This is a genomic window from Streptomyces sp. NPDC012474 (assembly GCF_042955185.1).
GTDB classification, from domain to species: Bacteria; Actinomycetota; Actinomycetes; order Streptomycetales; family Streptomycetaceae; genus Streptomyces; species Streptomyces cahuitamycinicus.
Window position 1 is genome coordinate 330,286 of sequence record NZ_JBIBEP010000001.1, and the last position, 23,094, is coordinate 353,379.

The window sequence follows — 23,094 nt, forward strand, 5'->3', positions numbered from 1 at the left end:
ACCCCGAGTGCACTCTCCTGAGCCAAGTGGGGGATGGTAGAGACAGTCAGGGCACCTCGAAGATGAGGCACAACGTCGGTGAGGGAAGACGTGAGCGACAACTCTGTAGTACTGCGGTACGGCGACGGCGAGTACACCTACCCGGTGATCGACAGCACCGTCGGTGACAAGGGCTTCGACATCGGAAAGCTCCGCGCCCAGACCGGTCTGGTGACGCTGGACAGCGGCTACGGCAACACGGCCGCGTATAAATCCGCCGTCACGTATCTGGACGGCGAAGCGGGCATCCTGCGGTACCGCGGCTACCCGATCGAGCAGCTGGCCGAGCGCTCCACCTTCCTGGAGGTCGCCTACCTGCTGATCAACGGCGAGCTGCCGACCGTCGACGAGCTCTCGGTGTTCAAGAACGACATCACGCAGCACACCCTGCTGCACGAGGACGTCAAGAACTTCTACAAGGGCTTCCCGCGTGACGCCCACCCGATGGCCATGCTGTCCTCGGTCGTCTCGGCGCTGTCCACGTTCTACCAGGACAGCCACAACCCCTTCGACGAGCGTCAGCGCAACCTCTCCACGATCCGGCTGCTCGCGAAGCTTCCGACGATCGCCGCGTACGCGTACAAGAAGTCGATCGGTCACCCGTTCGTCTACCCGCGCAACGACCTCGGCTACGTGGAGAACTTCCTCCGCATGACCTTCTCGGTCCCCGCGCAGGAGTACGACCTGGACCCGACGGTGGTCTCGGCCCTCGACAAGCTGCTGATCCTGCACGCGGACCACGAGCAGAACTGCTCCACCTCCACGGTCCGCCTGGTGGGCTCCTCGCAGGCGAACATGTTCGCCTCGATCTCCGCCGGCATCAACGCGCTGTGGGGCCCGCTGCACGGCGGTGCCAACCAGTCCGTGCTGGAGATGCTGGAGGGCATCCGCGACGCCGGCGGTGACGTCGACTCCTTCATCCGCAAGGTGAAGAACAAGGAGGACGGCGTCCGCCTGATGGGCTTCGGCCACCGGGTCTACAAGAACTTCGACCCGCGCGCCAAGATCATCAAGGCCGCCGCGCACGACGTGCTGTCGGCGCTGGGCAAGTCCGACGAGCTGCTGGACATCGCGCTGAAGCTGGAGGAGCACGCGCTCTCCGACGACTACTTCGTCTCGCGCAGCCTCTACCCGAACGTCGACTTCTACACCGGCCTGATCTACCGGGCCATGGGCTTCCCGACCGAGATGTTCACGGTCCTGTTCGCCCTCGGCCGGCTGCCGGGCTGGATCGCCCAGTGGCACGAGATGATCAAGGAGCCCGGCTCCCGCATCGGCCGCCCGCGCCAGATCTACACGGGCGTGGTCGAGCGCGACTTCGTTCCCGTCGAGGAGCGCTGAGGCGCAGCACCCGCTTCGGCCCCCGTATCCGCTTGCCGGGTGCGGGGGCTTTCGCGTTGATCTCTCGCGCGACTTTCTTACGCATTCCTACGCAATGAAGAAGGCGCCCCGGCGTCGGTCCCCCCACGGGCCGACGTCCAGGGCGCCTTCCCAGTCCCGGTACGGATTCCCCCCACGGGATCCGGCCGGGCGTCTGTGAGGACAGCGCCTGAATCGCTGTTGAGCAGAACGAGCAGAACTCGTCGTACTGCGGTACTGCGGTGGTGTGCGATCTGCCGGGACAGCGCACGCCCGGGAGGGCCGCTCAAAGCTTCCCGGTGTACGTGCCCCGGCAACGCTCCCCCAAGCTCTCAACCGTTCGAGCAGGGAGGCACCCCCAACCGGAGAAGTCCCCCAAGACATCTCCGGATGTCAGACGGCGCCCCCCAAGACGCTCCCTGACATCGTCAACTTAGACCTTCGAACCCCTTCGATGGTTACGTTCACATCACTGTGATCTGCGTCTCTTGCGTATGTCCGGTAGATGCGCAAGAGCCCGGATATGCCGTTCGAGGCCCAAGCGTAAGGATGATGCGCGCGCCTTGTGAAGAGCTTATGTGAGCCGGGCCCGGGACTCCAGAGGGGGTCAAATCCCGTTCGCTGTGAACGTGGGCCGAATTCCGGCGACTTCACCGAAATGTCCGCAGTCGCAGACTGTTCGTCACGACGAAGACCGACGAGAAGGCCATCGCGGCCCCCGCGATCATCGGGTTCAGCAGGCCCGCAGCGGCCAGCGGCAGCGCGGCCACGTTGTAGCCGAAGGCCCACACGAGATTGCCCTTGATCGTGGCCAGGGTCCGGCGCGACAGCCGGATCGCGTCCGCGGCCGCCCGCAGATCACCGCGGACCAGAGTCAGATCGCCCGCCTCGATCGCCGCGTCCGTGCCGGTGCCCAGGGCCAGGCCCAGATCGGCGGTGGCGAGCGCGGCCGCGTCGTTGACGCCGTCGCCCACCATGGCGACGACCCGCCCCTCGGCCTGCAGTCGCCGTACCGCGTCGACCTTGTCCTCGGGCAGCACCTCGGCCACCACCTGCCCGATTCCCACGGCCGCCGCCACCGTCTCGGCCACCGCACGGTTGTCCCCGGTCAGCAGCACCGGCGTGAGTCCCAGGGCGCGCAGCTCACGCACGGCCTCGGCGCTGGTCTCCTTGACCGCGTCCGCGACGGCCAGCACGGCCCGCGCCGTCCCGTCCCAGCCGGCCACGACCGCCGTACGCCCGGCCCGCTCGGCCTCGTCCCGCGCGCGGGCCAGCTCCGGCGGCAGCTCGTCGAAGAGCCGCCCCACGGCGACGTCACGGCCCTCCACGTACCCCCGTACGCCCCGTCCGGGCACGTTCTCGAACCTCTCGGCCTCCGGGAGCCGCCCGGCGCTCTCCTCGGCGCCCAGCGCGATCGCACGGCCGACGGGGTGCTCGGAGGCGTGCTCGACGGCGCCCGCCAGCCGCAGCACCTCCTTCTCGTCGGCGCCCTCGGCGAGGTGGATCTCCTGGAGGGTCATCCGGCCCGTGGTGACGGTGCCGGTCTTGTCCAGGACGACCGTGTCGACCCGGCGTGTGGACTCCAGGACCTCCGGGCCCTTGATGAGGATGCCGAGCTGGGCGCCGCGGCCCGTGCCGACCATCAGGGCGGTCGGGGTGGCCAGGCCCAGCGCGCACGGGCAGGCGATGATCAGCACGGCGACGGCCGCGGTGAACGCGGCGACGACGTCGCCCGTCAGCCCGAGCCAGGCCCCGGCCGTGGCGACGGCGATCAGCAGGACCACCGGCACGAAGACCCCGGAGATCCGGTCGGCGAGCCGCTGCACCTCGGCCTTGCCGTTCTGCGCGTCCTCCACCAGCTTCGCCATCCGCGCGAGCCGGGTGTCGGCGCCGACGCGGGTGGCCTCGACGACCAGCCGCCCGCCGGCGTTGACCGTCGCGCCCGTGACCGCGTCCCCCGCGCTCACGTCCACCGGCACCGACTCGCCGGTCAGCATCGAGGCGTCCACGGCGGAGGCCCCCTCGACGACCGTGCCGTCGGTGGCGATCTTCTCGCCGGGCCGTACGACGAACCGGTCGCCGACGGCGAGGCGCTGCGCCGGGATCCGCACCTCGCGGCCGTCCCGCAGCACGGCCACGTCCTTGGCGCCCAGGTCCATCAGCGCCCGGAGCGCGGCTCCCGCGCGGCGCTTGGAACGGGCCTCCAGGTAGCGGCCCAGCAGGATGAACGCGGTGACGCCGGAGGCGACCTCCAGGTAGATCGAGGAGGCGCCGTCCCCGCGCGAGACCGTGAGCTCGAAGGGGTGCCGCATGCCCGGCATGCCCGCGTCGCCGAGGAACAGCGCCCACAGGGACCAGCCGAACGCGGCCAGGGTGCCGAGGGAGACCAGCGTGTCCATGGTGGCGGCGCCGTGCCGGGCGTTGGTCCAGGCCGCCCGGTGGAAGGGCAGCCCGCCCCAGACGACGACCGGTGCGGCGAGGGTGAGCGAGAGCCACTGCCAGTTGTCGAACTGGAGCGCCGGCACCATCGCCGTGAGGATCACGGGCAGGGCGAGGAGAGCGGAGACGGTCAGGCGCTGCCGGAGGGCCGTGAGGCCGGGGTCCTCCTCCTCGCCTTCGGGGGCCTCCTCCCGCGGGGGTGCGGGCTCCTCGGCGCTGTACCCGGTCTTCACCACGGTGGCGATGAGATCGGCGACCTCGACGCTCGCGGGGTAGGTGACCCGGGCCTTCTCCGTCGCGTAGTTCACCGTGGCGGAGACGCCGTCCATGCGGTTGAGCTTCTTCTCGACGCGGGCCGCGCAGGAGGCGCAGGTCATCCCGCCGATGAGCAGCTCGGCCTCGGCGAGGGCCGGCTCGCGGTCGGCCGGTGCCTTGGCGGTGGTGCTGGTCATGTCCTCTGACTCCTGGAGATGCGGGCGCCCGGGGAGCGGAACGGGCCGCACGGGCCGGGGCGGCGGCGTACGGCCCGTACACGGGTACGAGTGCCATGGGCGGCGCGTCTCAGACCTCGCGGACTGCCGCACCCCGGGTGGCGCAGGCCCGGCCGTGTGTACCGGATCGGGTGGCTCAGGCCCGGCTGTGTGTGCCGGACCGGGGGCTCGGGTACGGCCGCGCGCCGGACGGGTGGCTCAGGCCCGGCCGGCCAGCTCGAAGCCGGCCTCGTCGACGGCGGTGCGTACGGCCTCGTCGTCGAGCGGAGCCGCGGAGACGACGGTGACCTCGCCGGTCTTGGCGACGGCCGTCACCGAGCTCACGCCGGAGATCTGGGAGATCTCGCCGGAGACCGCGCCCTCGCAGTGGCCGCAGCTCATGCCGCTCACCTTGAAGACGGTGGTGACGGGGCCCGTGGTGTCGGTCTGGGCGGTCATGTCGTTACTCCTCGTCGAGGCATGTGGGGCTGTGGGGTCCGCTGAGGGACCCGCACATTCCAACTGTACCCCCAGGGGGTATCAGTTCACGACGTCCCCATGAGGGGTTCCAGGTAGCGCACGAGAGCGCCCTTCAGCTCCTGCACGTACGCGTCCCGCTCGTCGCCCTCATGAGCCAGGATCAGCTCCAGGCCGGCCTTGTAGATGCCGAAGCACATCTGGGCGGTGCGGGTGACGGCCGCCGGGGGCGCGGCGGGTGCGAACGGGGCGAGGATCGTCTCGACCCGGGCGACCAGCGTCGTGTGCAGCGCTTCGTGCTCCTCGGCGATGCGGCCCGGGACGTCGGGGCCGTGCATCAGCGCGAAGAAGGCCGGGTGGCGGCAGTTGAACTCGATGAAGCGGTCGACGGTCCCGGCGATCACCTCCTCCAGTGGGGTCGCGTCGGCGGTGATCGGGGTGAGGACCTCGTCGTACGACTGCCGCATCTCGTGCATGAGCCGGCTGCCCAGCTCGATCGCGATCGCTTCCTTGTTCGGGAAGAACTGGTACAGCGTCCCCGGGGAGACGCCCGCCTCGCGGGCGATCGCGTTGGTGCTGGCGGCCGTGTAGCCGGTCGTGGCGAAGACCCGGGCGGCGGCTTCGAGCAGCTGGGCGATCCGACGCTCACCGCGGGCCTGGCGACGGCGCGGCCGTTCATCGGCCGCCGCTGCCCCGGTTGCCGCTGTGGTCCCGGTCGTGCCGGTGGTTCCGGTCGTCCCGGTCGTGCCGGTTGTCCCGGCGGCCTTGGTCTTGGTGGCCCCCGTCGTTCCGGCGGTCCGAGTCGTTCCGGCGGTCCCGGCGTTCACCGGTGTCCCGGCCGCCATGGCCGTCTCGGACGTCGTCGTCTCGGTTCCGGCTTTCTCGGTCTTCTCGGGCACGCGTTATCCCCAGGTCTCAGAACGCGATTGACAAACGCGAGTGGTCGCTCGCATTCTGGGGTCGGCAGAAATGCGAGCGATCTCTCGTGTTTGCCAGTCTATGGCAGCCCCGTGCTGTCAGGCTGCGCCTGGACACGGGTCACGGTGAAGGGGACACCGCACGATGACCGAAGTCAACACACCGCCGCGCGTCGGCGGCTGGACCCGTTTCGTTACCGCCCGGCCCAGGCTGTCGTTGCTGGTGGCGCTGGTGCTCACCGCACTCGCGGTGCTGGCCGGCAGCGGTGTCGCCGACCGGCTCGGTGCCGGCGGCTGGGAGGACCCGGCCGCCGAGTCCACCTACGCGACCAAGGCCCTGGAGCGCGAGTTCCCGGGCTCCCAGCCCAACCTGCTGCTCCTGGTCGACGCGGGCGAGGCCTCGGTCGACGACCCGGCGGTCGCCGCCGAGGCCAAGCGGCTCGCCGAGCGCCTCGCGGGCGAGCGGGGCGTCACCGGAGTCGGCTCCTACTGGCAGTCCGGCGCCCCGGCCCTGCGCGCGGAGGACGGGCACGAGGCGCTGATAGCCGCCCGCATCACAGGCGACGAGAAGACCGCCGGCGAGACCCTGGAGCGCCTCGCGCCCCACTACCGCGGCACGCACGGACCGGTGGAGGCCGGCATCGGCGGCCCGGTCGCCGTGCGGCACGAGATGCAGACGATCATCCAGGAGGACCTCACGCGGGCCGAGCTCATCGCCCTGCCCGTGACGCTGGTGCTGCTCGTCATGGTCTTCGGCAGCGCTGTCGCGGCCCTGCTGCCACTCGGCATCGGCATCGTCGCCATCCTCGGGACGAACGCCGTGCTGCGCGGCCTCACCGAGCTCACGGACGTGTCCGTCTTCGCGATCAACCTCACCACGGCCCTCGGCCTGGGCCTCGCCATCGACTACGCGCTCTTCATCGTCCGCCGCTTCCGCGAGGAACTGGCCACGGGTGTCGATCCCTTGACCGCCATCGGTACGACCCTGCGCACAGCCGGCCGCACCGTGCTGTTCTCCGCTCTCACGGTCGCGGTCTCCCTGGCCGCGATGCTGGTCTTCCCGCAGTACTTCCTGCGCTCCTTCGCCTACGCCGGGATCGCCGTGGTGCTGCTGGCCGCCGCGGCCGCGCTGATCCTGCTCCCGGCGGCGCTGATCCTGCTGGGCCACCGGGTCAACGCGCTGGACCTGCGCCGCCTGTTCCGGCGCCGGCACCGGCCGGACCCCGCCCGGCAGGAGGGCAGGGCCTGGGCCCGCACGGCGACGCTCGTCATGCGCCGTGCCCCCTTCTTCGCCCTCGGCACCACAGCCGTCCTCGTCCTGCTCGGCCTGCCCTTCCTGGGCGTGAGGTTCGGCACCGCCGACGACCGCCAGCTGCCCTCGACATCCGAGTCCCATGTCGTGCAGCAGCACATCCGGGAGGGCTTCCCGGGCAGCCCCGGCGGCGGCCTCGAAGTGCTCGCCGAGGGCCGTGCGACCGAGGCGCAGTACGGCGCCTACAAGGAGCGCGTCGCCGCACTGCCCGACGTGGCCCGGGTCGACGGACCACTGGTGAAGGGTGACTCCGCGTACTTCACGGTCCTGCCGAAGGGCGAGGCGGTCGACGACGCGGCCCAGCGCCTCGTCGGCGACCTGCGTGAGACGCGCGCCCCCTTCGACACCGCGGTGACCGGCACGGCGGCCGTCCTGGTCGACTCCAAGCACGCCATAGGGGAACGGCTGCCGCTCGCGGCGGTCTTCATCACGGTCGTCACCCTGTTCCTGGTCTTCCTCCTCACGGGCAGCGTGCTCATACCGATCCAGGCGGTCGTCCTCAACGCGCTGAGTCTCACGGCCATGTTCGGCGCGGTCGTCTGGGTCTTCCAGGACGGCCACCTGTCCGGCCCGCTGGCCTTCACCAGCCCCGGCTCCATCGAGACGACCCTCCCGGTCCTGATGTTCTGCGTGGCCTTCGGCCTCTCCATGGACTACGGCGTGTTCCTGCTCTCCCGCATCAAGGAGGAGTACGACCGCACCGGCGACCACGACCAGGCCGTCCGGCACGGGCTGGCACGCACCGGCGGGCTGATCACGGCGGCGGCGGTCATCCTGGCCGTGGTGATGGTCGCGATCGGCACCTCCCGGGTGACCAACACCAAGATGCTCGGTCTGGGCATCGCCCTGGCGGTCCTGATGGACGCGATGATCGTTCGCAGCCTCCTGGTCCCCGCGGTCATGCGCCTCACCGGCCGCGCCACATGGTGGGCCCCGGGCCCCCTGCGCCGTTTCCACGAGCGCTTCGGCCTGAGCGAGGCCGAACCAGAGCGGACGGTTGCCGAGACGGAACCCGAACGGGGCAAGGCCGGGGCCTCGGCCGGCTGACCGGGGCGCCCGGAGGCTCGGGGGCGGCGGCGTCCCGCAGTGCAGCGCCAGCGTTCCCCGAGGCGCCGAACGCCCGGGCGCGGGCAGTCGCCCTGCGCCCCGGGCTGGCGCCCCGGGCACGACTGCGACGAAAGGCGGGTGGGTCCATGCGGGCCGTGGTGTTCGAGCGGTACGGGGACGCGGCCGAGGTACGGGAGGTCGCGGATCCGGAGCCCGCGGAGCACGGGGTCGTCGTGCGGGTCGAGGCCACCGGGCTGTGCCGCAGCGACTGGCACGGCTGGCAGGGCCACGACCCGGACATCGCACTGCCGCACGCGCCCGGGGATGAACTCGCCGGGGTCGTCGAGGCGGTGGGCGCCCGGGTGGCCGGGTGGAGGCCCGGCGACCGGGTCACCGTGCCGTTCATCTGCGCCTGCGGCACCTGCCCGTCCTGTGCGGCGGGCGACCATCAGGTGTGCGAGCGGCAGACCCAGCCCGGCTTCACCCACTGGGGCTCCTTCGCCCAGTACATGGCGCTGGACCACGCCGATGTGAACCTCGTGGCGCTGCCCGGGGAGTTGTCCTTCGCGACGGCGGCCTCGCTGGGCTGCCGCTTCGCCGCGGCGTACCGGGCGGTGGTGCGGCAGGGCCGGGTGGCGGCGGGAATGGGGTCTCCCCTGCTCGAACGAAGTTGTGAGCTTGGGGAAGGGGCGCCGTGCACGGCTGCGGCGGGGTCGGGCTCTCGGCCGTGATGATCGCGGCGGGCGGGTCGGGCGCGCGGTCGTGGCGGTCGACGTGTCGGAACGGGCTCTGGAGCTGGCGCGGCAGTTCGGCGCGGCACAGTGCCTGGACGCGGCAGCCGTGCCGGACACCGCGGCCGCGGTCCGCGAACTGACCGGCGGTGGTGCCCACCTCTCCCTCGACGCCCTGGGCTCACCCGGCACATGCGCCGCCTCGGTGAACGGCCTGCGTCGCCGCGGCCGGCACGTCCAGGTCGGCCTGCTGCCTTCACCGGCCGGCACGACCCCCGTGCCGATGGCCCGCGTGATCGCCCTGGAGCTCGAAATCCTCGGCAGTCACGGCATGGCCGCGCACAGCTACCCGCCGATGCTGGAGCTGGTCCGCGGCGGCGTCCTGCGCCCCGACCTGCTGGTGACGTCGACGATCGCGCTGGACGGGGTCCCGGCCGCGCTGGCGGCGATGGGGACGGCGCCGGGAGCGGGGGCGACGGTCATCGAGCCGTGGAGCTGACACTTTGGGCGGCGGCCGTGCCCCACGCGAGGGTGGGGCACGAGGTCGAATCGGGGGGACACGCTCACTCGGCTCTTCGGCCGCGGTTGCCGGGCCTGGAGGCGACCCAGGCCCGGACGGTGTCGGCGTACCAGTAGGGCTTGCCGCCCTCGACGTGATCGGGCGGAGGCAGCAGCCCGTGTTTGCGGTAGGACCGCACGGTGTCCGGCTGCACCCGGATGTGCGCCGCGATCTCCTTGTAGGACCAGAGCCTTCGGTCGGTCATGACGTGCACCTCCCCGCGCGCACCACGGCGGCGGCCGGGGACGGCCGTCCGGGGGAGCCGGGCGCTGCGCTGGCGATCAACAAGCCTGTGTCCGGTTCAACGACACCCGGTGATACGGGGCAGTGCCTGTGGGCCGGGTGTGACGGAAGACCCGCCTACACGGCACGCACGTGACAGGACGGGGGCGTTTGTGACACAGCCGGGGCAAAGTCGCGCACCTGACGGTCGGCGGGGCGCCTTGACGCGACACCCGGCCTCCACAGGAGCCCCGCTCGTCCGGGGCGCTTGACGCGACACCCGGCCTCGGCAGGAGCCCTGCTCGTCGGCGCCCCCAGTGGCGCATGCCCGTCATCCCGCCGTCCGGCAGTCATCCGTCCCGAGAGGCGGACCCGCCCAGAGGCCTGAACACCACGGAACCGTGAAACCCGGACCAGGACATCCGGACCGGCCCGCGCGGAAAGCGCTGTCATGATCTGGTCCGAATGTCCGGACAAAACATTGACAGGGCGTCGAGAGGGGGCTACAAAACCGGGGAGAGCCGAGCACCGAGGGGACACCGATGACGTACGACCTGATCACCATGGGGCGGATCGGAGTGGATCTGTATCCGCTCCAGACCGGCGTCCCGCTGCCGCAGGTCACGTCCTTCGGCAAGTTCCTCGGCGGCTCCGCGAGCAACGTCGCGGTCGCGGCGGCCCGCCTGGGGCGGCGGACGGCGGTGATCACCCGCACCGGCGACGACCCCTTCGGCACCTACCTCCACGAAGCCCTGCAAGGCTTCGGCGTGGACGACCGCTGGGTCACCCCGGTCCCCGGCCTGCCCACCCCGGTCACCTTCTGCGAGGTCTTCCCGCCGGACGACTTCCCGCTGTACTTCTACCGGCAGCCCAAGGCTCCCGACCTGGAGATCGACGCCCACGAGCTCGACCTCGACGCCGTCCGCGACGCCCGCGTCTTCTGGGTCACGGGCACGGGCCTGAGCGAGGAACCGAGCCGGACGGCGACTCTCGCGGCCCTCGCCCACCGCGCCAAGTCCGGCACGACGGTCTTCGACCTCGACTGGCGCCCCATGTTCTGGTCCGACCCCGACGCGGCCCGCCCCTTCTACACCGAGGCCCTGCGCCACACCACCGTCGCCGTCGGCAACCTCGACGAGGTGGAGGTCGCCACCGGCGTGCGCGAACCCCACGCCGCCGCCCGTGCCCTCCTGGACGCCGGTGCCGAGCTGGCCGTCGTCAAGCAGGGCCCCAAGGGCGTCCTCGCGGTGAACAGCGCCGGCGAGAGCGCCGAGGTCCCGCCGCTGCCCGTGAACGTCCTCAACGGCCTCGGCGCCGGCGACGCCTTCGGCGGCTCACTCGTCCACGGCCTGCTGGCCGGCTGGGACCTGGAGAAGACCATGCGGCACGCCAACGCCGCCGGCGCCATCGTCGCCTCCCGCCTGGAGTGCTCCTCCGCGATGCCCACCCCGGCCGAGATCGAGACGGCCGTCACCGCGGGGGCCGTCCAGTGACCGTCGACGTCTCCGAACTCGTCCGCCTGCGCAGCCACCGCCCGGAGGCCGTCGCCGAGGCCGCCGCCCGCCGCCCGCGCCGGCCCCTGCTGAACGACAACGGCCGACTGATGATCGTCGCCGCCGACCACCCGGCCCGCGGCGCCCTCGGCGTCGGCGGTCGCAGCCTCGCCATGGCCAACCGCGCCGACCTCCTCGAACGCCTCTGCCTGGCCCTGTCCCGCCCCGGCGTGGACGGCGTCCTCGCCACCGCCGACATCCTCGACGACCTGCTCCTGCTCGGCGCCCTCGACGGCAAGGTCGTCCTGGGCTCGATGAACCGCGGCGGCCTCCAGGGCGCGCGCTTCGAACTCGACGACCGCTTCACCGGTCACCGCCCCGAGGACATCGAGCGACTCGGCTTCGACGCGGGCAAGCTGCTCCTGCGCATCGACTACGACGACCCCGGCTCGCTCACCACCCTGGAGTCCACCGCCCGGGCCGTCGACGCCATGGCCGCCCGCAAACTCCCCGTCTTCGTCGAGCCGTTCATCAGTTACCGCGACGAGCAGGGCCGGCTGCGCAACGACCTCTCCGCCGAAGCCGTCACCAAGTCGATCGCCATCGCCTCGGGCCTCGGCGGCAGCTCCGCCTACACCTGGTTGAAGGTCCCCGTCACCGACAACCCCGACGACATGGCCGACGTCATGGCCACCTCGACGATGCCCGCCGTGCTGCTCGGCGGCGAGGTGGGCGACGACCAGGACGGGGCGTACGAGAAGTGGCGCGGCGCCCTGCAACTGCCCACCGTGTGCGGGCTGGTCGTGGGGCGTTCACTGCTGTACCCGGCGGACGGCGATGTGGCTGCCGCCGTGGACACCGCCGTCGGACTGCTGTGAGGGCCGCCTCATGACCACCCGCACCTTCACCACGGGCGACGGCACGGAAGACCACGAGTTCCCTCTCCCGGGCAGGCCCCGGGTCCAGATCGCCTCCGGCGCGGGAGGCCGCTTTGCTTTGGCAGGAGCGAAGTGCGAGCGACAACTCCCCGCCCGCTACGGCCCCGCGCCGGAGGTCTCCCGCAGGAGGCGTACGCGGCCCCGCCGGGTGAACATTCATCGTGGCCGTCGCGTATCCGTGACCACCCGGAGGGAGGGACACCGATGACCTCGACGACGAGGCTGACGGTCGCACAGGCGCTCGTGCGCTTCCTGGCGGCCCAGCACACCGAACGTGACGGCGTCCGGCAACGGCTCATCGGCGCCACCTGGGGCATCTTCGGCCACGGCAACGTCGCCGGCATCGGCCAGGCGCTCCTGGAGCACGCCGAGGAGATGCCGTACCACCAGGGCCGCAACGAACAGGCCATGGTGCACGCGGCGGTCGGCTACGCCCGCCAGTCCGGCCGCCTGTCCACGCACGCGGTGACGACCTCCATCGGCCCGGGCGCCACCAACCTCGTCACCGGCGCGGCCCTCGCGACCATCAACCACCTGCCGGTGCTGCTCCTGCCCGGTGACGTGTTCGCCACCCGCCCCGCGGACCCGGTCCTCCAGCAGCTCGAGGTGCCCTACGCGGGCGACGTGTCGGTCAACGACTGCCTGCGCCCGGTGTCGAGGTACTTCGACCGGATCACCCGGCCCGAGGCCCTGATCCCCTCGGCGCTCGCCGCGATGCGCGTGCTCACCGACCCCGTCGAGACCGGCGCCGTCACCCTCGCCCTGCCCCAGGACGTGCAGGCGGAGGCGTACGACTGGCCGGAGGAGTTCTTCGCCGAGCGCGTCTGGACCGTACGGCGGCCCGGCGCCGACCCGGCGGAACTGGCCGCGGCCGTGCGGGCGATCCGGGCGGCGAAGCGGCCGCTGGTCGTCGCGGGCGGCGGCGTCCACCACAGCCGCGCCGAGGAGGCCCTCGCCGAGTTCGCCGCGACCACCGGCATCCCGGTCGCCTCCACCCAGGCCGGCAAGGGATCCCTGCGCCACGACCACCCCCAGGACGTCGGCGGCATCGGCCACACGGGCACGGCCACCGCGGACGAACTCGCCCGCACCGCCGACCTGGTGATCGGCGTCGGCACCCGCTACACCGACTTCACCACCGCCTCCGGCACGCTGTTCGGCAACCCGGACGTGCGGTTCCTCAACCTCAACATCGCCCCCTTCGACGGCCACAAGCTCGCCGGCCGGCCCCTGATCGCGGACGCCCGCAGCGGCCTCACGGAGCTCACGCACGCCCTGCGCCCGCACGCGTACCGGGTCGCCGGCGGCTACGCCACCGAGTACACCGAGGACAAGGAGCGCTGGGAGCAGCGCGTCGACGCCTGCTACGAGGTCGACGAACCGGACACCCGCCCGACCCAGCCGCAGGTCCTCGGCGCCCTGGACGAGATCGCGGACGCGTCGGACATCCTGATCAACGCCGCCGGTTCCCTCCCCGGCGACCTGCACAAACTGTGGCGCACCCGGTCGCCCGACCAGTACCACCTGGAGTACGGCTACTCCTGCATGGGCTACGAGATCCCCGCGGCCATCGGCGTGAAGCTGGCCGCCCCGGACCGGCCCGTGTGGGCGCTGGTCGGCGACGGCACGTACCTGATGATGCCGACGGAGCTCGTGACGGCCGTGCAGGAGGGCATCGCGATCAAGGTCCTGATCATCCAGAACCACGGCTACGCGTCCATCGGCGGACTGTCGGAGTCGGTGGGTGGCGAGCGGTTCGGCACCGCCTACCGCTACCGCTCCGAGGACGGCTCGCACACGGGGCCGCCGCTGCCCGTGGACCTCGCCGCCAACGCGGCCAGCCTCGGCATGCGCGTCCTGCGCGCGAAGACCGTACGGGACCTGCGCGAGGCCCTCGCCGAGGCCCGGGCGGCCGACACTCCCACATGTGTCTACGTCGAGACCCAAACGGCAGACACAGTGTCGGGCGCGCCTCCCGCCCAGGCCTGGTGGGATGTACCCGTGGCCGAGACCGCGACACGGCCGTCCGCGGTCAAGGCACGTGAGCTGTACGAACGGCACGTCTCCACCCGACGCCGCCATCTGTGAAGGAGTTCCCGGCCATGACGAAGATCGTCAACCACTGGATCGGCGGCAAGACCGTCGAAGGCGCCTCGGGCACGCACGGGCCGGTGACCAACCCGGCGACCGGCGAGGTGACGACGAAGGTCGCGTTCGCCTCGGTCGACGAGGTGGACGCGGCGGTCGCCGCCGCCAAGGAGGCCTACCTGACCTGGGGCCAGTCCTCGCTGGCCCAGCGCACCTCGATCCTCTTCAAGTTCCGCGCCCTGCTGGACGCCAACCGGGACGCGATCGCCGAGCTGATCACCGCCGAGCACGGCAAGGTGCACTCCGACGCCCTCGGCGAGGTCGCCCGCGGCCTGGAGATCGTCGACCTGGCCTGCGGCATCAACGTCCAGCTGAAGGGCGAGCTGTCCACTCAGGTCGCCAGCCGCGTCGACGTCTCCTCGATCCGCCAGCCGCTCGGCGTCGTGGCGGGCATCACCCCGTTCAACTTCCCGGCCATGGTGCCGATGTGGATGTTCCCCATCGCCATCGCGTGCGGCAACACCTTCGTGCTGAAGCCGTCCGAGAAGGACCCGTCGGCCTCGCTGAAGATCGCCGAACTGCTGTCGGAGGCGGGCCTGCCCGACGGTGTCTTCAACGTCGTCCACGGCGACAAGGTGGCCGTGGACCGCCTGCTGGAGCACCCGGACGTCAAGGCCGTCTCCTTCGTGGGCTCGACCCCGATCGCCCGCTACATCCACACCACCGCCTCCGCCAACGGCAAGCGCGTCCAGGCCCTCGGCGGCGCCAAGAACCACATGCTGGTCCTGCCCGACGCCGACCTCGACGCGGCCGCCGACGCCGCCGTGTCGGCCGCCTACGGCTCGGCCGGCGAGCGCTGCATGGCCATCTCCGCGGTCGTCGCGGTGGGCTCGATCGGCGACGAGCTGGTGGAGAAGATCCGCGAGCGCGCCGAGAAGATCAAGATCGGCCCGGGCGACGACCCGACGTCCGAGATGGGCCCGCTGATCACCAAGGTCCACCGCGACAAGGTCGCCTCCTACGTCGAGGGCGCGGCGGCCGAGGGCTGTGAGGTGATCCTCGACGGCACCGGCCACACCGTCGAAGGCTTCGAGGACGGCCACTGGATCGGCATCTCGCTGCTCGACAAGGTGCCCACGTCCGCCAAGGCCTACCAGGACGAGATCTTCGGTCCGGTGCTGACCGTGCTGCGCACCGGGACCTACGAGGAAGCCCTGGACCTGATCAACGCCTCGCCGTTCGGCAACGGCACCGCGATCTTCACCCGGGACGGCGGTGCGGCCCGCCGCTTCCAGCTGGAGGTCGAGGCCGGCATGGTCGGCGTGAACGTCCCGATCCCCGTCCCCGTGGGCTACCACTCCTTCGGCGGCTGGAAGGACTCCCTCTTCGGCGACCACCACATCTACGGCAACGACGGCACGCACTTCTACACCCGCGGCAAGGTCGTCACCACCCGCTGGCCGGACCCGGCCGACGCCCCCGCAGGCGTGGACCTGGGCTTCCCGCGCAACCACTGAGGCACTCGCCTCCCAGGGACGCGGGGCTGTATCGACATGCGGCTCCGACGCGTGGGCGCGACAAGCCACAACGGAAGCCGCACCCGCCCCGGCACCGCTCCACCCGAGCTCGGACCCCGTACAGCACCCGCAGTACGCCGAAACTCCGTGTACACCCCTGGAATGCCCCGTACCTCGGTCTCCGGTCGACAACTCATCGACAGCTTCACCCCGTACCGTTGACGCATGGATCTTCGACTGCCCGGACTGAACGGGCTGCTTCGGAGGCCCCGGCGGCTCCTCGCCGCCGGGGCCGCCGTCGTCGTCCTCGCGGGCGCGGGAACGTGGACAGCCGTCGGGAACGACGCGGTGCCCCCGGTCCACCGCGAAGACCGGGCCGTGGACACCGGTGACGGCGTCCGCATCGACACCTCCTTCTTCACCTCCCAAGGAGACGGCCGTCGCCCCGCCGTCCTGCTCGGGCACGGCTTCGGCGGCAGCAAGAGCGACGTACGGCAGCAGGCCCAGGACCTCGCCCGGGACGGCTACGCGGTCCTGACCTGGTCGGCCCGCGGCTTCGGCAAGTCGAACGGGAAGATCGGCCTCAACGACCCCAAGGGCGAGGTGGCCGACGTCTCGAAGCTCATCGACTGGCTCGCCCGGCAGCCCCAGGTCGAGCTCGACAAGAAGGGCGACCCCCGCGTCGGCATGGCCGGTGGCTCCTACGGCGGCGCCATCGCCCTGCTCACCGCGGGCCACGACCCCCGTGTCGACGCCATCGCCCCGGCGATCACCTACTGGAACCTCGCCGACGCCCTCTTCCCGAACGGCGTGTTCAAGAAGCTCTGGGCCGGCATCTTCGTCAACTCCGGCGGCGGCTGCGAGAAGTTCGAGCCCGCCCTGTGCCGCATGTACGAGAGGGTCGCCGAGTCGGGCGAGCCGGACGCGCAGGCCCGCGAGCTGCTGGAAGAGCGTTCGCCGTCCGAGGTCGGCAAGAACATCAAGGTTCCGACGCTGCTGATGCAGGGCCAGTCCGACTCCCTCTTCCCGCTCGGCCAGGCCGACCAGGCCGCGAAGGCGATCCGTGCCAACGGTGCCCCCGTCGACGTCGACTGGATCTCCGGCGGCCACGACGGCGGCGACATGGAGACCGGCCGCGTCCAGGACCGCGTGAAGACCTGGTTCGACCGCTACCTGAACGACGACAAGGGCGCCGACACCGGCCCCGCCTTCCGTGTCACCCGCACCCTCGGCGCCGGCTCCGGCGACGGCGAACCCCGCCTGACCGGCGTGACCTCGGACCGCTACCCCGGCCTGGAGGCCGAGCAGCGCTCCATCGCCCTGGCCGGCCGCGAGCAGAGCTTCGACAATCCGCCCGGCGCCAGCCCGCCCGGTGTCTCCGCCCTGCCCGGCCTCGGCGGTGCCGGCGGCCTCAGCCAGCTCTCCACGCTCGGTATCGGCGTCTCCCTCGACTTCCCCGGCCAGTTCGCCGCGTTCGAGTCGGCGCCGCAGCGCGAGGACCTGCAGATCACCGGCTCGCCCACCGCGACCGTGCACCTGAGGTCCAGCAGCGACGACGCCGTGCTCTTCGCGAAGCTCTACGACGTCGGCCCCGGCGGCGACACCCAGCAGGTACTGCCCTCCCAGCTCGTCACGCCCATCCGGGTCGAGGGCGCCAAGGCCGGCAAGGACGTCCGGATCACGCTCCCGGCGATCGACCACGAGATCGACGACGGCCACCGGCTGCGCCTGGTCCTCGCCTCGACGGACCTCGGCTACGCCTCCCCGACCGCCCCGGCGACGTACACCGTCTCCCTCAAGGGCGATCTGAAGGTCCCCTCCGCCCTCGGCGAGCGCGACAGCCAGGCCGGGCTGCCCGCCTGGGTGTGGTGGCTGCCGCTCGCCGGCGCAGGAATCGCGCTCGCGCTGATCCTCACGGGACGCCGCCGCACGGTGGCACCGGCCCCGCCGGACCCCGCACTGGCCGAAGTCCCCCTTCAGATCACCGACCTGACCAAGCGCTACGCGAAGGCGTCGGACCGGTACGCGGTCAAGGACCTCTCCTTCCGCGTGGAAAAGGGCCAGGTCCTGGGCCTGCTCGGCCCGAACGGGGCGGGCAAGACCACCACCCTGCGCATGCTGATGGGCCTGATCAGGCCCGACGGCGGCGAGATCCGCGTCTTCGGCCACGCCATCAGCGCGGGCGCCCCGGTCCTGTCCCGGGTCGGCGCCTTCGTCGAGGGCGCGGGCTTCCTGCCCCACCTGTCCGGCCGCGAGAACCTGGAGCTGTACTGGCGCGCCACCGGCCGCCCGCCCGAGGACGCGCACCTGGAGGAGGCCCTGAAGATCGCGGGCCTGGGCGACGCCCTCGCCCGCGCGGTGCGCACCTACTCCCAGGGCATGCGCCAGCGCCTCGCCATCGCCCAGGCCATGCTCGGCCTGCCGGACCTGCTCATCCTCGACGAGCCGACCAACGGCCTCGACCCGCCCCAGATCCGCGAGATGCGCGAGGTGATGATCCGCTACGCGGCCGTCGGCCGCACGGTCATCGTCTCCAGCCACCTCCTCGCGGAGGTCGAGCAGACCTGCACCCACCTGGTCGTGATGGACCACGGCCGGCTCGTCCAGGCGGGCGCGGTCGAGGACATCGTCGGCTCGGGTGACACGCTCCTGGTCGGTACGGCCACACCCGTGGACGAGCCGGTCGTGGAGAAGGTCGCCGCCCTGCCCGGCGTCGCCTCGGCCGTGCGCACCGACGAGGGTCTCCTCGTCCGGCTCGACGCCGACGGCACCCCGCAGCGCCTGGTCGCCGACCTCGTACGGCTGGACGTGGCGGTGCGGTCGGTCGGCCCCCACCGCCGCCTGGAGGACGCCTTCATCACCCTGATCGGAGCCGAAGCATGAGCCAGCTCGCCGAGCCGCCCGTCGAGGTGGCCGACGGCTACCGCGCGGGCCGCACCCTGCCCTTCCGCGTCGAGCTGGTCCGGCAACTGAAGCGGCGTCGCACGCAGGTCATGGGCGGCGTACTGCTCGCCCTGCCGATCATCCTGCTCATCGCCTTCCAGGTGGGCGGCGAGCCGGGCGGTTCCAACAACCGCATCAACCTCATGGACACGGCGACCGCGTCCGGAGCCAACTTCGCCGCCGTCAACCTCTTCTCCGCCGCCGGCTTCCTGCTCGTCATCCCCGTCGCCCTGTTCTGCGGCGACACCGTCGCCTCGGAGGCGAGCTGGTCGTCCCTGCGCTACCTGCTCGCGGCCCCCGTGCCCCGGGCCCGGCTCCTGTGGTCCAAGCTCGCCGTCGGACTCACCCTGAGCCTGGCCGCGATGGTCCTGCTCCCGGTCGTCGCCCTCGCCGTGGGAACGGCCGCCTACGGCTGGGGACCACTCGAACTGCCCACCGGCGGCACCCTGCCCACCGGCACGGCCGCCCAGCGCCTGCTCATCGTGGTGCTGTACATCATGGTGTCCCAACTGGTCACCGCCGCGCTCGCGTTCTACCTCTCGACGAGGACGGACGCCCCGCTCGGCGCGGTCGGCGGCGCGGTGTTCCTCACCATCATCGGCAGCGTCCTCGACGAGGTGACGGCCCTCGGCGACTGGCGCGACTTCCTGCCGGCGCACTGGCAGTACGCCTGGCTCGACGCCGTCCGGCCCCAGCTGGAGTGGTCGGACATGATCCAGGGCACCTCGATCTCCGTAACGTACGCGCTGGTGCTGTTCGCCCTGGCCTTCCGGGGTTTCGCCCGCAAGGACGTCGTCTCCTAGTGCCGCGGCACTAGGTCAACGGAGGGTCACCCACCGGTCTCGACGGCCGGTCCCCGTGGCCGCTTCGAGACGCTTCCGCAACACCCCGTACCGCACGTTCGGGCCCCCTGCGCCGTCACAGTCGCAAGAAGCAGACGACAACGGATGCAGGGGGCAGGACGATGGAGCGGTTCCGGACACGCAAGGCGCTGCTCGCGCTCACGGCGGCGAGCGGCTTGCTGCTCACCGCGTGCAGCGGGGGCACCGACACCGGCGAGGGCAGCAAGGCCGCCGACCGCCCCGGCTACGGCGCGCAGCCCGCACCCACCCACGGCGACGAGGACGGCACGAGCGAGCGGGACGACCGCCGCGAAGAACCCGACCACCTCTCCACCTTCGCCCTGGACGTCGACACCGCCTCCTACGACTACGCCCGCCGCGCCCTCGCCGACGGCCGGGTCCCCGACCCGTCGACGATCCGCCCCGAGGAGTTCGTCAACAGCTTCCGCCAGGACTACGACCGCCCCGACGGCGACGGCTTCTCGGTCACCGTCGACGGCGCCCGCACCGACGACGAGGACTGGTCCCTGGTCCGCGTGGGCCTCGCCACCCGCACCACGGAACGCGGCGGCGAACGCCCGCCCGCGGCCCTCACCTTCGTCATCGACGTCTCGGGCTCCATGGCCGAACCGGGCCGGCTCGACCTCGCCCGGGAGTCCCTGTCCGTGATGACGGACCGGCTGCGCGACGACGACTCGGTGGCGCTCGTCACCTTCAGCGACGAGGCCGAGACCGTCCTGCCCATGACCCGTCTCGACGGCAACCGCGACGAGATCCAGGACGCCGTCTCCGACCTGGACACCCAGGACTCCACCAACCTCGGCGCCGGCGTCGAGACCGGCTACGAGACGGCCGTCGAGGGCCTGCGCGAGGGCGCCACCAACCGCGTCGTCCTCATCTCGGACGCCCTCGCCAACACCGGCGACACCGACGCGGACAGCATCCTGGAGCGCATCTCCGGCGAACGCCGCGAGCACGGCATCACCCTCTTCGGCGTCGGCGTGGGCAGCGACTACGGCGACGCCCTCATGGAGAGGCTCGCGGACAAGGGCGACGGCCACACCGTCTACGTGTCCGACGAGGACGAGGCCCGCGAGGTCTTCTCCGAGCAGCTACCGCGCAATATCGACCTCACCGCCCGCGACGCCAAGGCGCAGGTCGCCTTCGACCCCGAGACGGTCGAGGAGTTCCGCCTCGTCGGCTACGACAACCGCCGCGTCGCCGACGAGGACTTCCGCGACGACCGGGTCGACGGCGGCGAGGTCGGCCCCGGCCACACGGTCACCGCCCTGTACGCCGTGCGCACCGAGCCCGGCGCCCGGGGCCACCTCGCCACCGCCACCGTCCGCTGGCTCGACCCTGAGACCCGCGACCCGCACGAGGAGACCGGCGACCTGGAGACCGGTGCCCTGGACGACTCCGTCTGGAGCGCGAACCGCGGCCTGCGGACCACCGCCACGGCCGCCTACTTCGCCGATGCCCTCGGCCACGACAAGCCGGGCCTGCCCGACGCCCCGCGGCTCGACGAGCTCGCCGGCCACGCCGACGACCTGGCCGAGCGCACGGACAGCGAGGAGATCCGCCGGCTCGCCGATGCGATCGGCACCGCGAGCCGCCTGATGTGACCCCCGGCCCATTGACCTACGCTTACTTATGAGTAAGTTGACTCCAGAGTAAGTAGTGTGGCAGCACGTCAGCCTCATCCGCGACCGGGAGCCGTCATGGGCGTACGCAAGGACCTGCAACGGGCGAAACACCGCACCGACCTGACGATCCGCACGAAAGCCGAGACCGTCAGGGACGAGCGGGGCATCGTCCGCGAGGCCCGCACGGCCCCCCTCGCGCCGCGCCCGAGAACCGGCAGCATCGCCGACATCCCCCACACCAACGCGGCCGAGACCCCCGACGCCGTGGTCCTGCGCCGCGAGCGGCACGGCGGCTGGCAGCCCGTCACGGCGGCGGACTTCGCCCGCGAGGTCACCGCCGTGGCCAAGGGCCTGATCGCGGCCGGCCTCGAACCGGGCGGCCGCGTCGCCGTGATGTCCCGCACCCGCTACGAGTGGACGGTCCTGGACTTCGCGATCTGGTCGGCGGGCGGCCAGACCGTCCCGGTCTACGCCACCTCCTCCGCCGACCAGGTGGAGTGGATCGTCCGCGACTCCGGCACCCGGTACGTCGTCACCGAGACCGCCGCGAACGCCGACACCGTCCTGACCGGCACGGCCGCCCACCGCGAGCCGCCGCGCGTCTGGCAACTCGACGTCGGCGCCCTCGACGACCTCACCGCCCTCGGCCGGGACGTTCCCGACGAGGAGGTCACCAAGCGCCGCACCGCCCTGACCCCCGACACCACCGCGACCCTCTGCTACACCTCCGGCACCACCGGCCGCCCCAAGGGCTGCGTCCTCACCCACGCCAACCTGCACGCCGAGGCAGCCAACACCGTCGAACTGCTGCACCCCCTCTTCAAGGAGGTCACCGGCGAGACCGCCTCGACGCTCCTCTTCCTGCCGCTCGCGCACATCCTCGGCCGCACCCTGCAGATCGCCTGCCTGATGGGCCGCATCGAGATCGGCCACTGCCCGAGCATCAAACCCGACGAACTCCGGCCGGCCCTCAGGGCGTTCCGCCCGACCTTCCTGGTCGGCGTCCCGTACCTCTTCGAGAAGATCCACGACACCGGCCGCGCCACCGCCGAGAAGCTCGGCCGCGGCGCCTCCTTCGACCGCGCCCACCGCATCGCCGTCCGCTTCGGCGAGGCCCACATGAACCGGTTCCTGGGCAAGGGCCCCGGGCCCGGCCCCGGTCTGCGCGCCGCGTGGGCCCTGTACGACCTGCTGGTCTACCGCCGCATCCGCAAGGAACTCGGCGGCCGCGTGCGCTACGCCATCAGCGGCGGCAGCCCCCTGGACCGCGAGCTCAACCTCTTCTTCTACGCGGCCGGCATCCTGATCTACGAGGGCTACGGCCTCACCGAGACCACCGCAGCCGCCACCATCGTCCCGCCCCTGGACCCCCGTCCCGGCACGGTCGGCCTGCCGGTCCCCGGCACCGCCGTCCGCATCGCCGACGACGGCGAGGTCCTCATCAAGGGCGGCATCGTCTTCGGCGCGTACTGGAACAACCCGGCGGCCACCGGGGAGGCCCTGGACGACGGCTGGTTCGCCACCGGCGACCTCGGCTCCCTCGACGAGGACGGCTACCTCACCATCACCGGCCGCAAGAAGGACATCCTCGTCACCACCGGCGGCAAGAACGTCTCCCCGGCCGTCCTGGAGGACCGCCTGCGCAGCCGCCCGCCCGTCGGCCAGTGCCTCGTCGTCGGCGACAACCGCCCCTACGTCGCGGCCCTGATCACCCTCGACCCGGAAGCCCTGGCCCACTGGCTGGCGGTCCGCCGACTCCCCGCCGACACCCCGCTGTCCGAGCTGGTCCACGACGAACGCCTGCGCGCCGACGTGCAGAAGGCGGTCGACCACGCCAACGAGGCCGTCTCCCGCGCGGAGTCGATCCGCGCCTTCACCCTCGTCGAGGGTGACTTCACCGAGGAGAACGGGCTGCTGACCCCGTCCCTGAAGGTCAAGAGGAAGGCGGCGACGGCCGCCTACGCGGAGCAGATCGAGGCGCTCTACGCGGCCAAGGCCTGACGCCGCGAGCACAGCAAAGGGGGCGGGGCGCCGGGCAGTTGCACCCGACGGCCC

At 71.9% G+C, this 23,094-nt stretch carries 14 protein-coding genes and 2 pseudogenes; 12 read left to right on the forward strand and 4 right to left on the reverse strand.

All coding sequences use genetic code 11. From position 1 onward, the window contains the following. Positions 1-90: 90 nt before the first annotated feature. Positions 91-1,380 carry a citrate synthase gene (locus ACFY9S_RS01475; RefSeq protein ID WP_102908209.1) on the forward strand — a complete coding sequence of 430 codons (1,290 nt, stop codon included), beginning with the start codon at positions 91-93 and terminating at the stop codon, positions 1,378-1,380. A gap of 668 nt (positions 1,381-2,048) precedes the next feature. Here the strand turns inward: ACFY9S_RS01475 and ACFY9S_RS01480 are convergent. The 3 genes from ACFY9S_RS01480 to ACFY9S_RS01490 all read right to left on the reverse strand — a co-directional run bounded on the left by ACFY9S_RS01480 (position 2,049) and on the right by ACFY9S_RS01490 (position 5,629). After that, positions 2,049-4,289: a heavy metal translocating P-type ATPase gene (locus tag ACFY9S_RS01480; protein ID WP_391121296.1), complete on the reverse strand. Its 2,241-nt coding sequence runs from the start codon at positions 4,287-4,289 to the stop codon at positions 2,049-2,051. Positions 4,290-4,526: 237 nt separating this feature from the next. Next, entirely contained in the window at positions 4,527-4,766 is a 240-nt protein-coding gene (locus ACFY9S_RS01485) for a heavy-metal-associated domain-containing protein (protein ID WP_062926958.1), read from the reverse strand. 86 nt (positions 4,767-4,852) lie between these two features. After that, positions 4,853-5,629 carry a TetR family transcriptional regulator gene (locus ACFY9S_RS01490; RefSeq protein WP_391122893.1) on the reverse strand — a complete coding sequence of 259 codons (777 nt, stop codon included), beginning with the start codon at positions 5,627-5,629 and terminating at the stop codon, positions 4,853-4,855. A gap of 217 nt (positions 5,630-5,846) precedes the next feature. On the opposite strand from ACFY9S_RS01490, the gene ACFY9S_RS01495 reads away from it, so the two are divergent. After that, a complete protein-coding gene (locus ACFY9S_RS01495) occupies positions 5,847-8,060 on the forward strand; it encodes an MMPL family transporter (protein WP_391121300.1) in 2,214 nt (737 codons plus the stop codon). 146 nt (positions 8,061-8,206) lie between these two features. Next, positions 8,207-9,290, forward strand: a pseudogene (locus tag ACFY9S_RS01500) (zinc-dependent alcohol dehydrogenase family protein). A 64-nt stretch (positions 9,291-9,354) separates the two neighbouring features. On the opposite strand, the gene ACFY9S_RS01505 reads toward ACFY9S_RS01500, so the two are convergent. Next, entirely contained in the window at positions 9,355-9,555 is a 201-nt protein-coding gene (locus ACFY9S_RS01505) for an AlpA family transcriptional regulator (RefSeq protein ID WP_062926956.1), read from the reverse strand. A gap of 559 nt (positions 9,556-10,114) precedes the next feature. Here ACFY9S_RS01505 and iolC point away from each other — a divergent pair. From iolC to ACFY9S_RS01550, 9 genes and pseudogenes are all read left to right on the forward strand, one after another. Continuing rightward, a complete protein-coding gene (iolC, locus tag ACFY9S_RS01510; protein WP_391121304.1) occupies positions 10,115-11,065 on the forward strand; it encodes a 5-dehydro-2-deoxygluconokinase in 951 nt (316 codons plus the stop codon). Continuing rightward, the gene (locus ACFY9S_RS01515; RefSeq protein ID WP_391121307.1) at positions 11,062-11,943 is read left to right on the forward strand and encodes a deoxyribose-phosphate aldolase; all 882 of its coding nucleotides are present in this window, start codon (positions 11,062-11,064) and stop codon (positions 11,941-11,943) included. The genes iolC and ACFY9S_RS01515 overlap by 4 nt, the downstream gene beginning before the upstream one ends. A 64-nt stretch (positions 11,944-12,007) precedes the next feature. After that, a pseudogene (locus ACFY9S_RS01520) lies at positions 12,008-12,136 on the forward strand (5-deoxy-glucuronate isomerase); the annotation flags it as partial. Between the two features lie 71 nt (positions 12,137-12,207). Beyond that, positions 12,208-14,091, forward strand: coding sequence for a 3D-(3,5/4)-trihydroxycyclohexane-1,2-dione acylhydrolase (decyclizing) (iolD, locus tag ACFY9S_RS01525; RefSeq protein WP_391121310.1), 1,884 nt, complete (start codon positions 12,208-12,210; stop codon positions 14,089-14,091). Between the two features lie 14 nt (positions 14,092-14,105). Next, complete coding sequence (gene mmsA / locus ACFY9S_RS01530; RefSeq protein WP_391121313.1) at positions 14,106-15,608, forward strand: CoA-acylating methylmalonate-semialdehyde dehydrogenase; 1,503 nt, start codon at positions 14,106-14,108, stop codon at positions 15,606-15,608. Between the two features lie 225 nt (positions 15,609-15,833). Continuing rightward, positions 15,834-18,491 (forward strand): CocE/NonD family hydrolase, encoded by a 2,658-nt coding sequence (locus tag ACFY9S_RS01535; protein ID WP_391121316.1) that lies wholly within the window; start codon positions 15,834-15,836, stop codon positions 18,489-18,491. Then, complete coding sequence (locus ACFY9S_RS01540; protein ID WP_391121319.1) at positions 18,488-19,354, forward strand: ABC transporter permease; 867 nt, start codon at positions 18,488-18,490, stop codon at positions 19,352-19,354. The genes ACFY9S_RS01535 and ACFY9S_RS01540 overlap by 4 nt, the downstream gene beginning before the upstream one ends. A 161-nt stretch (positions 19,355-19,515) precedes the next feature. Further along, positions 19,516-21,018: a von Willebrand factor type A domain-containing protein gene (locus ACFY9S_RS01545; protein WP_391121322.1), complete on the forward strand. Its 1,503-nt coding sequence runs from the start codon at positions 19,516-19,518 to the stop codon at positions 21,016-21,018. A gap of 96 nt (positions 21,019-21,114) precedes the next feature. Then, complete coding sequence (locus tag ACFY9S_RS01550; protein ID WP_391121325.1) at positions 21,115-23,040, forward strand: AMP-binding protein; 1,926 nt, start codon at positions 21,115-21,117, stop codon at positions 23,038-23,040. The last annotated feature ends 54 nt before the right edge of the window (positions 23,041-23,094 follow it).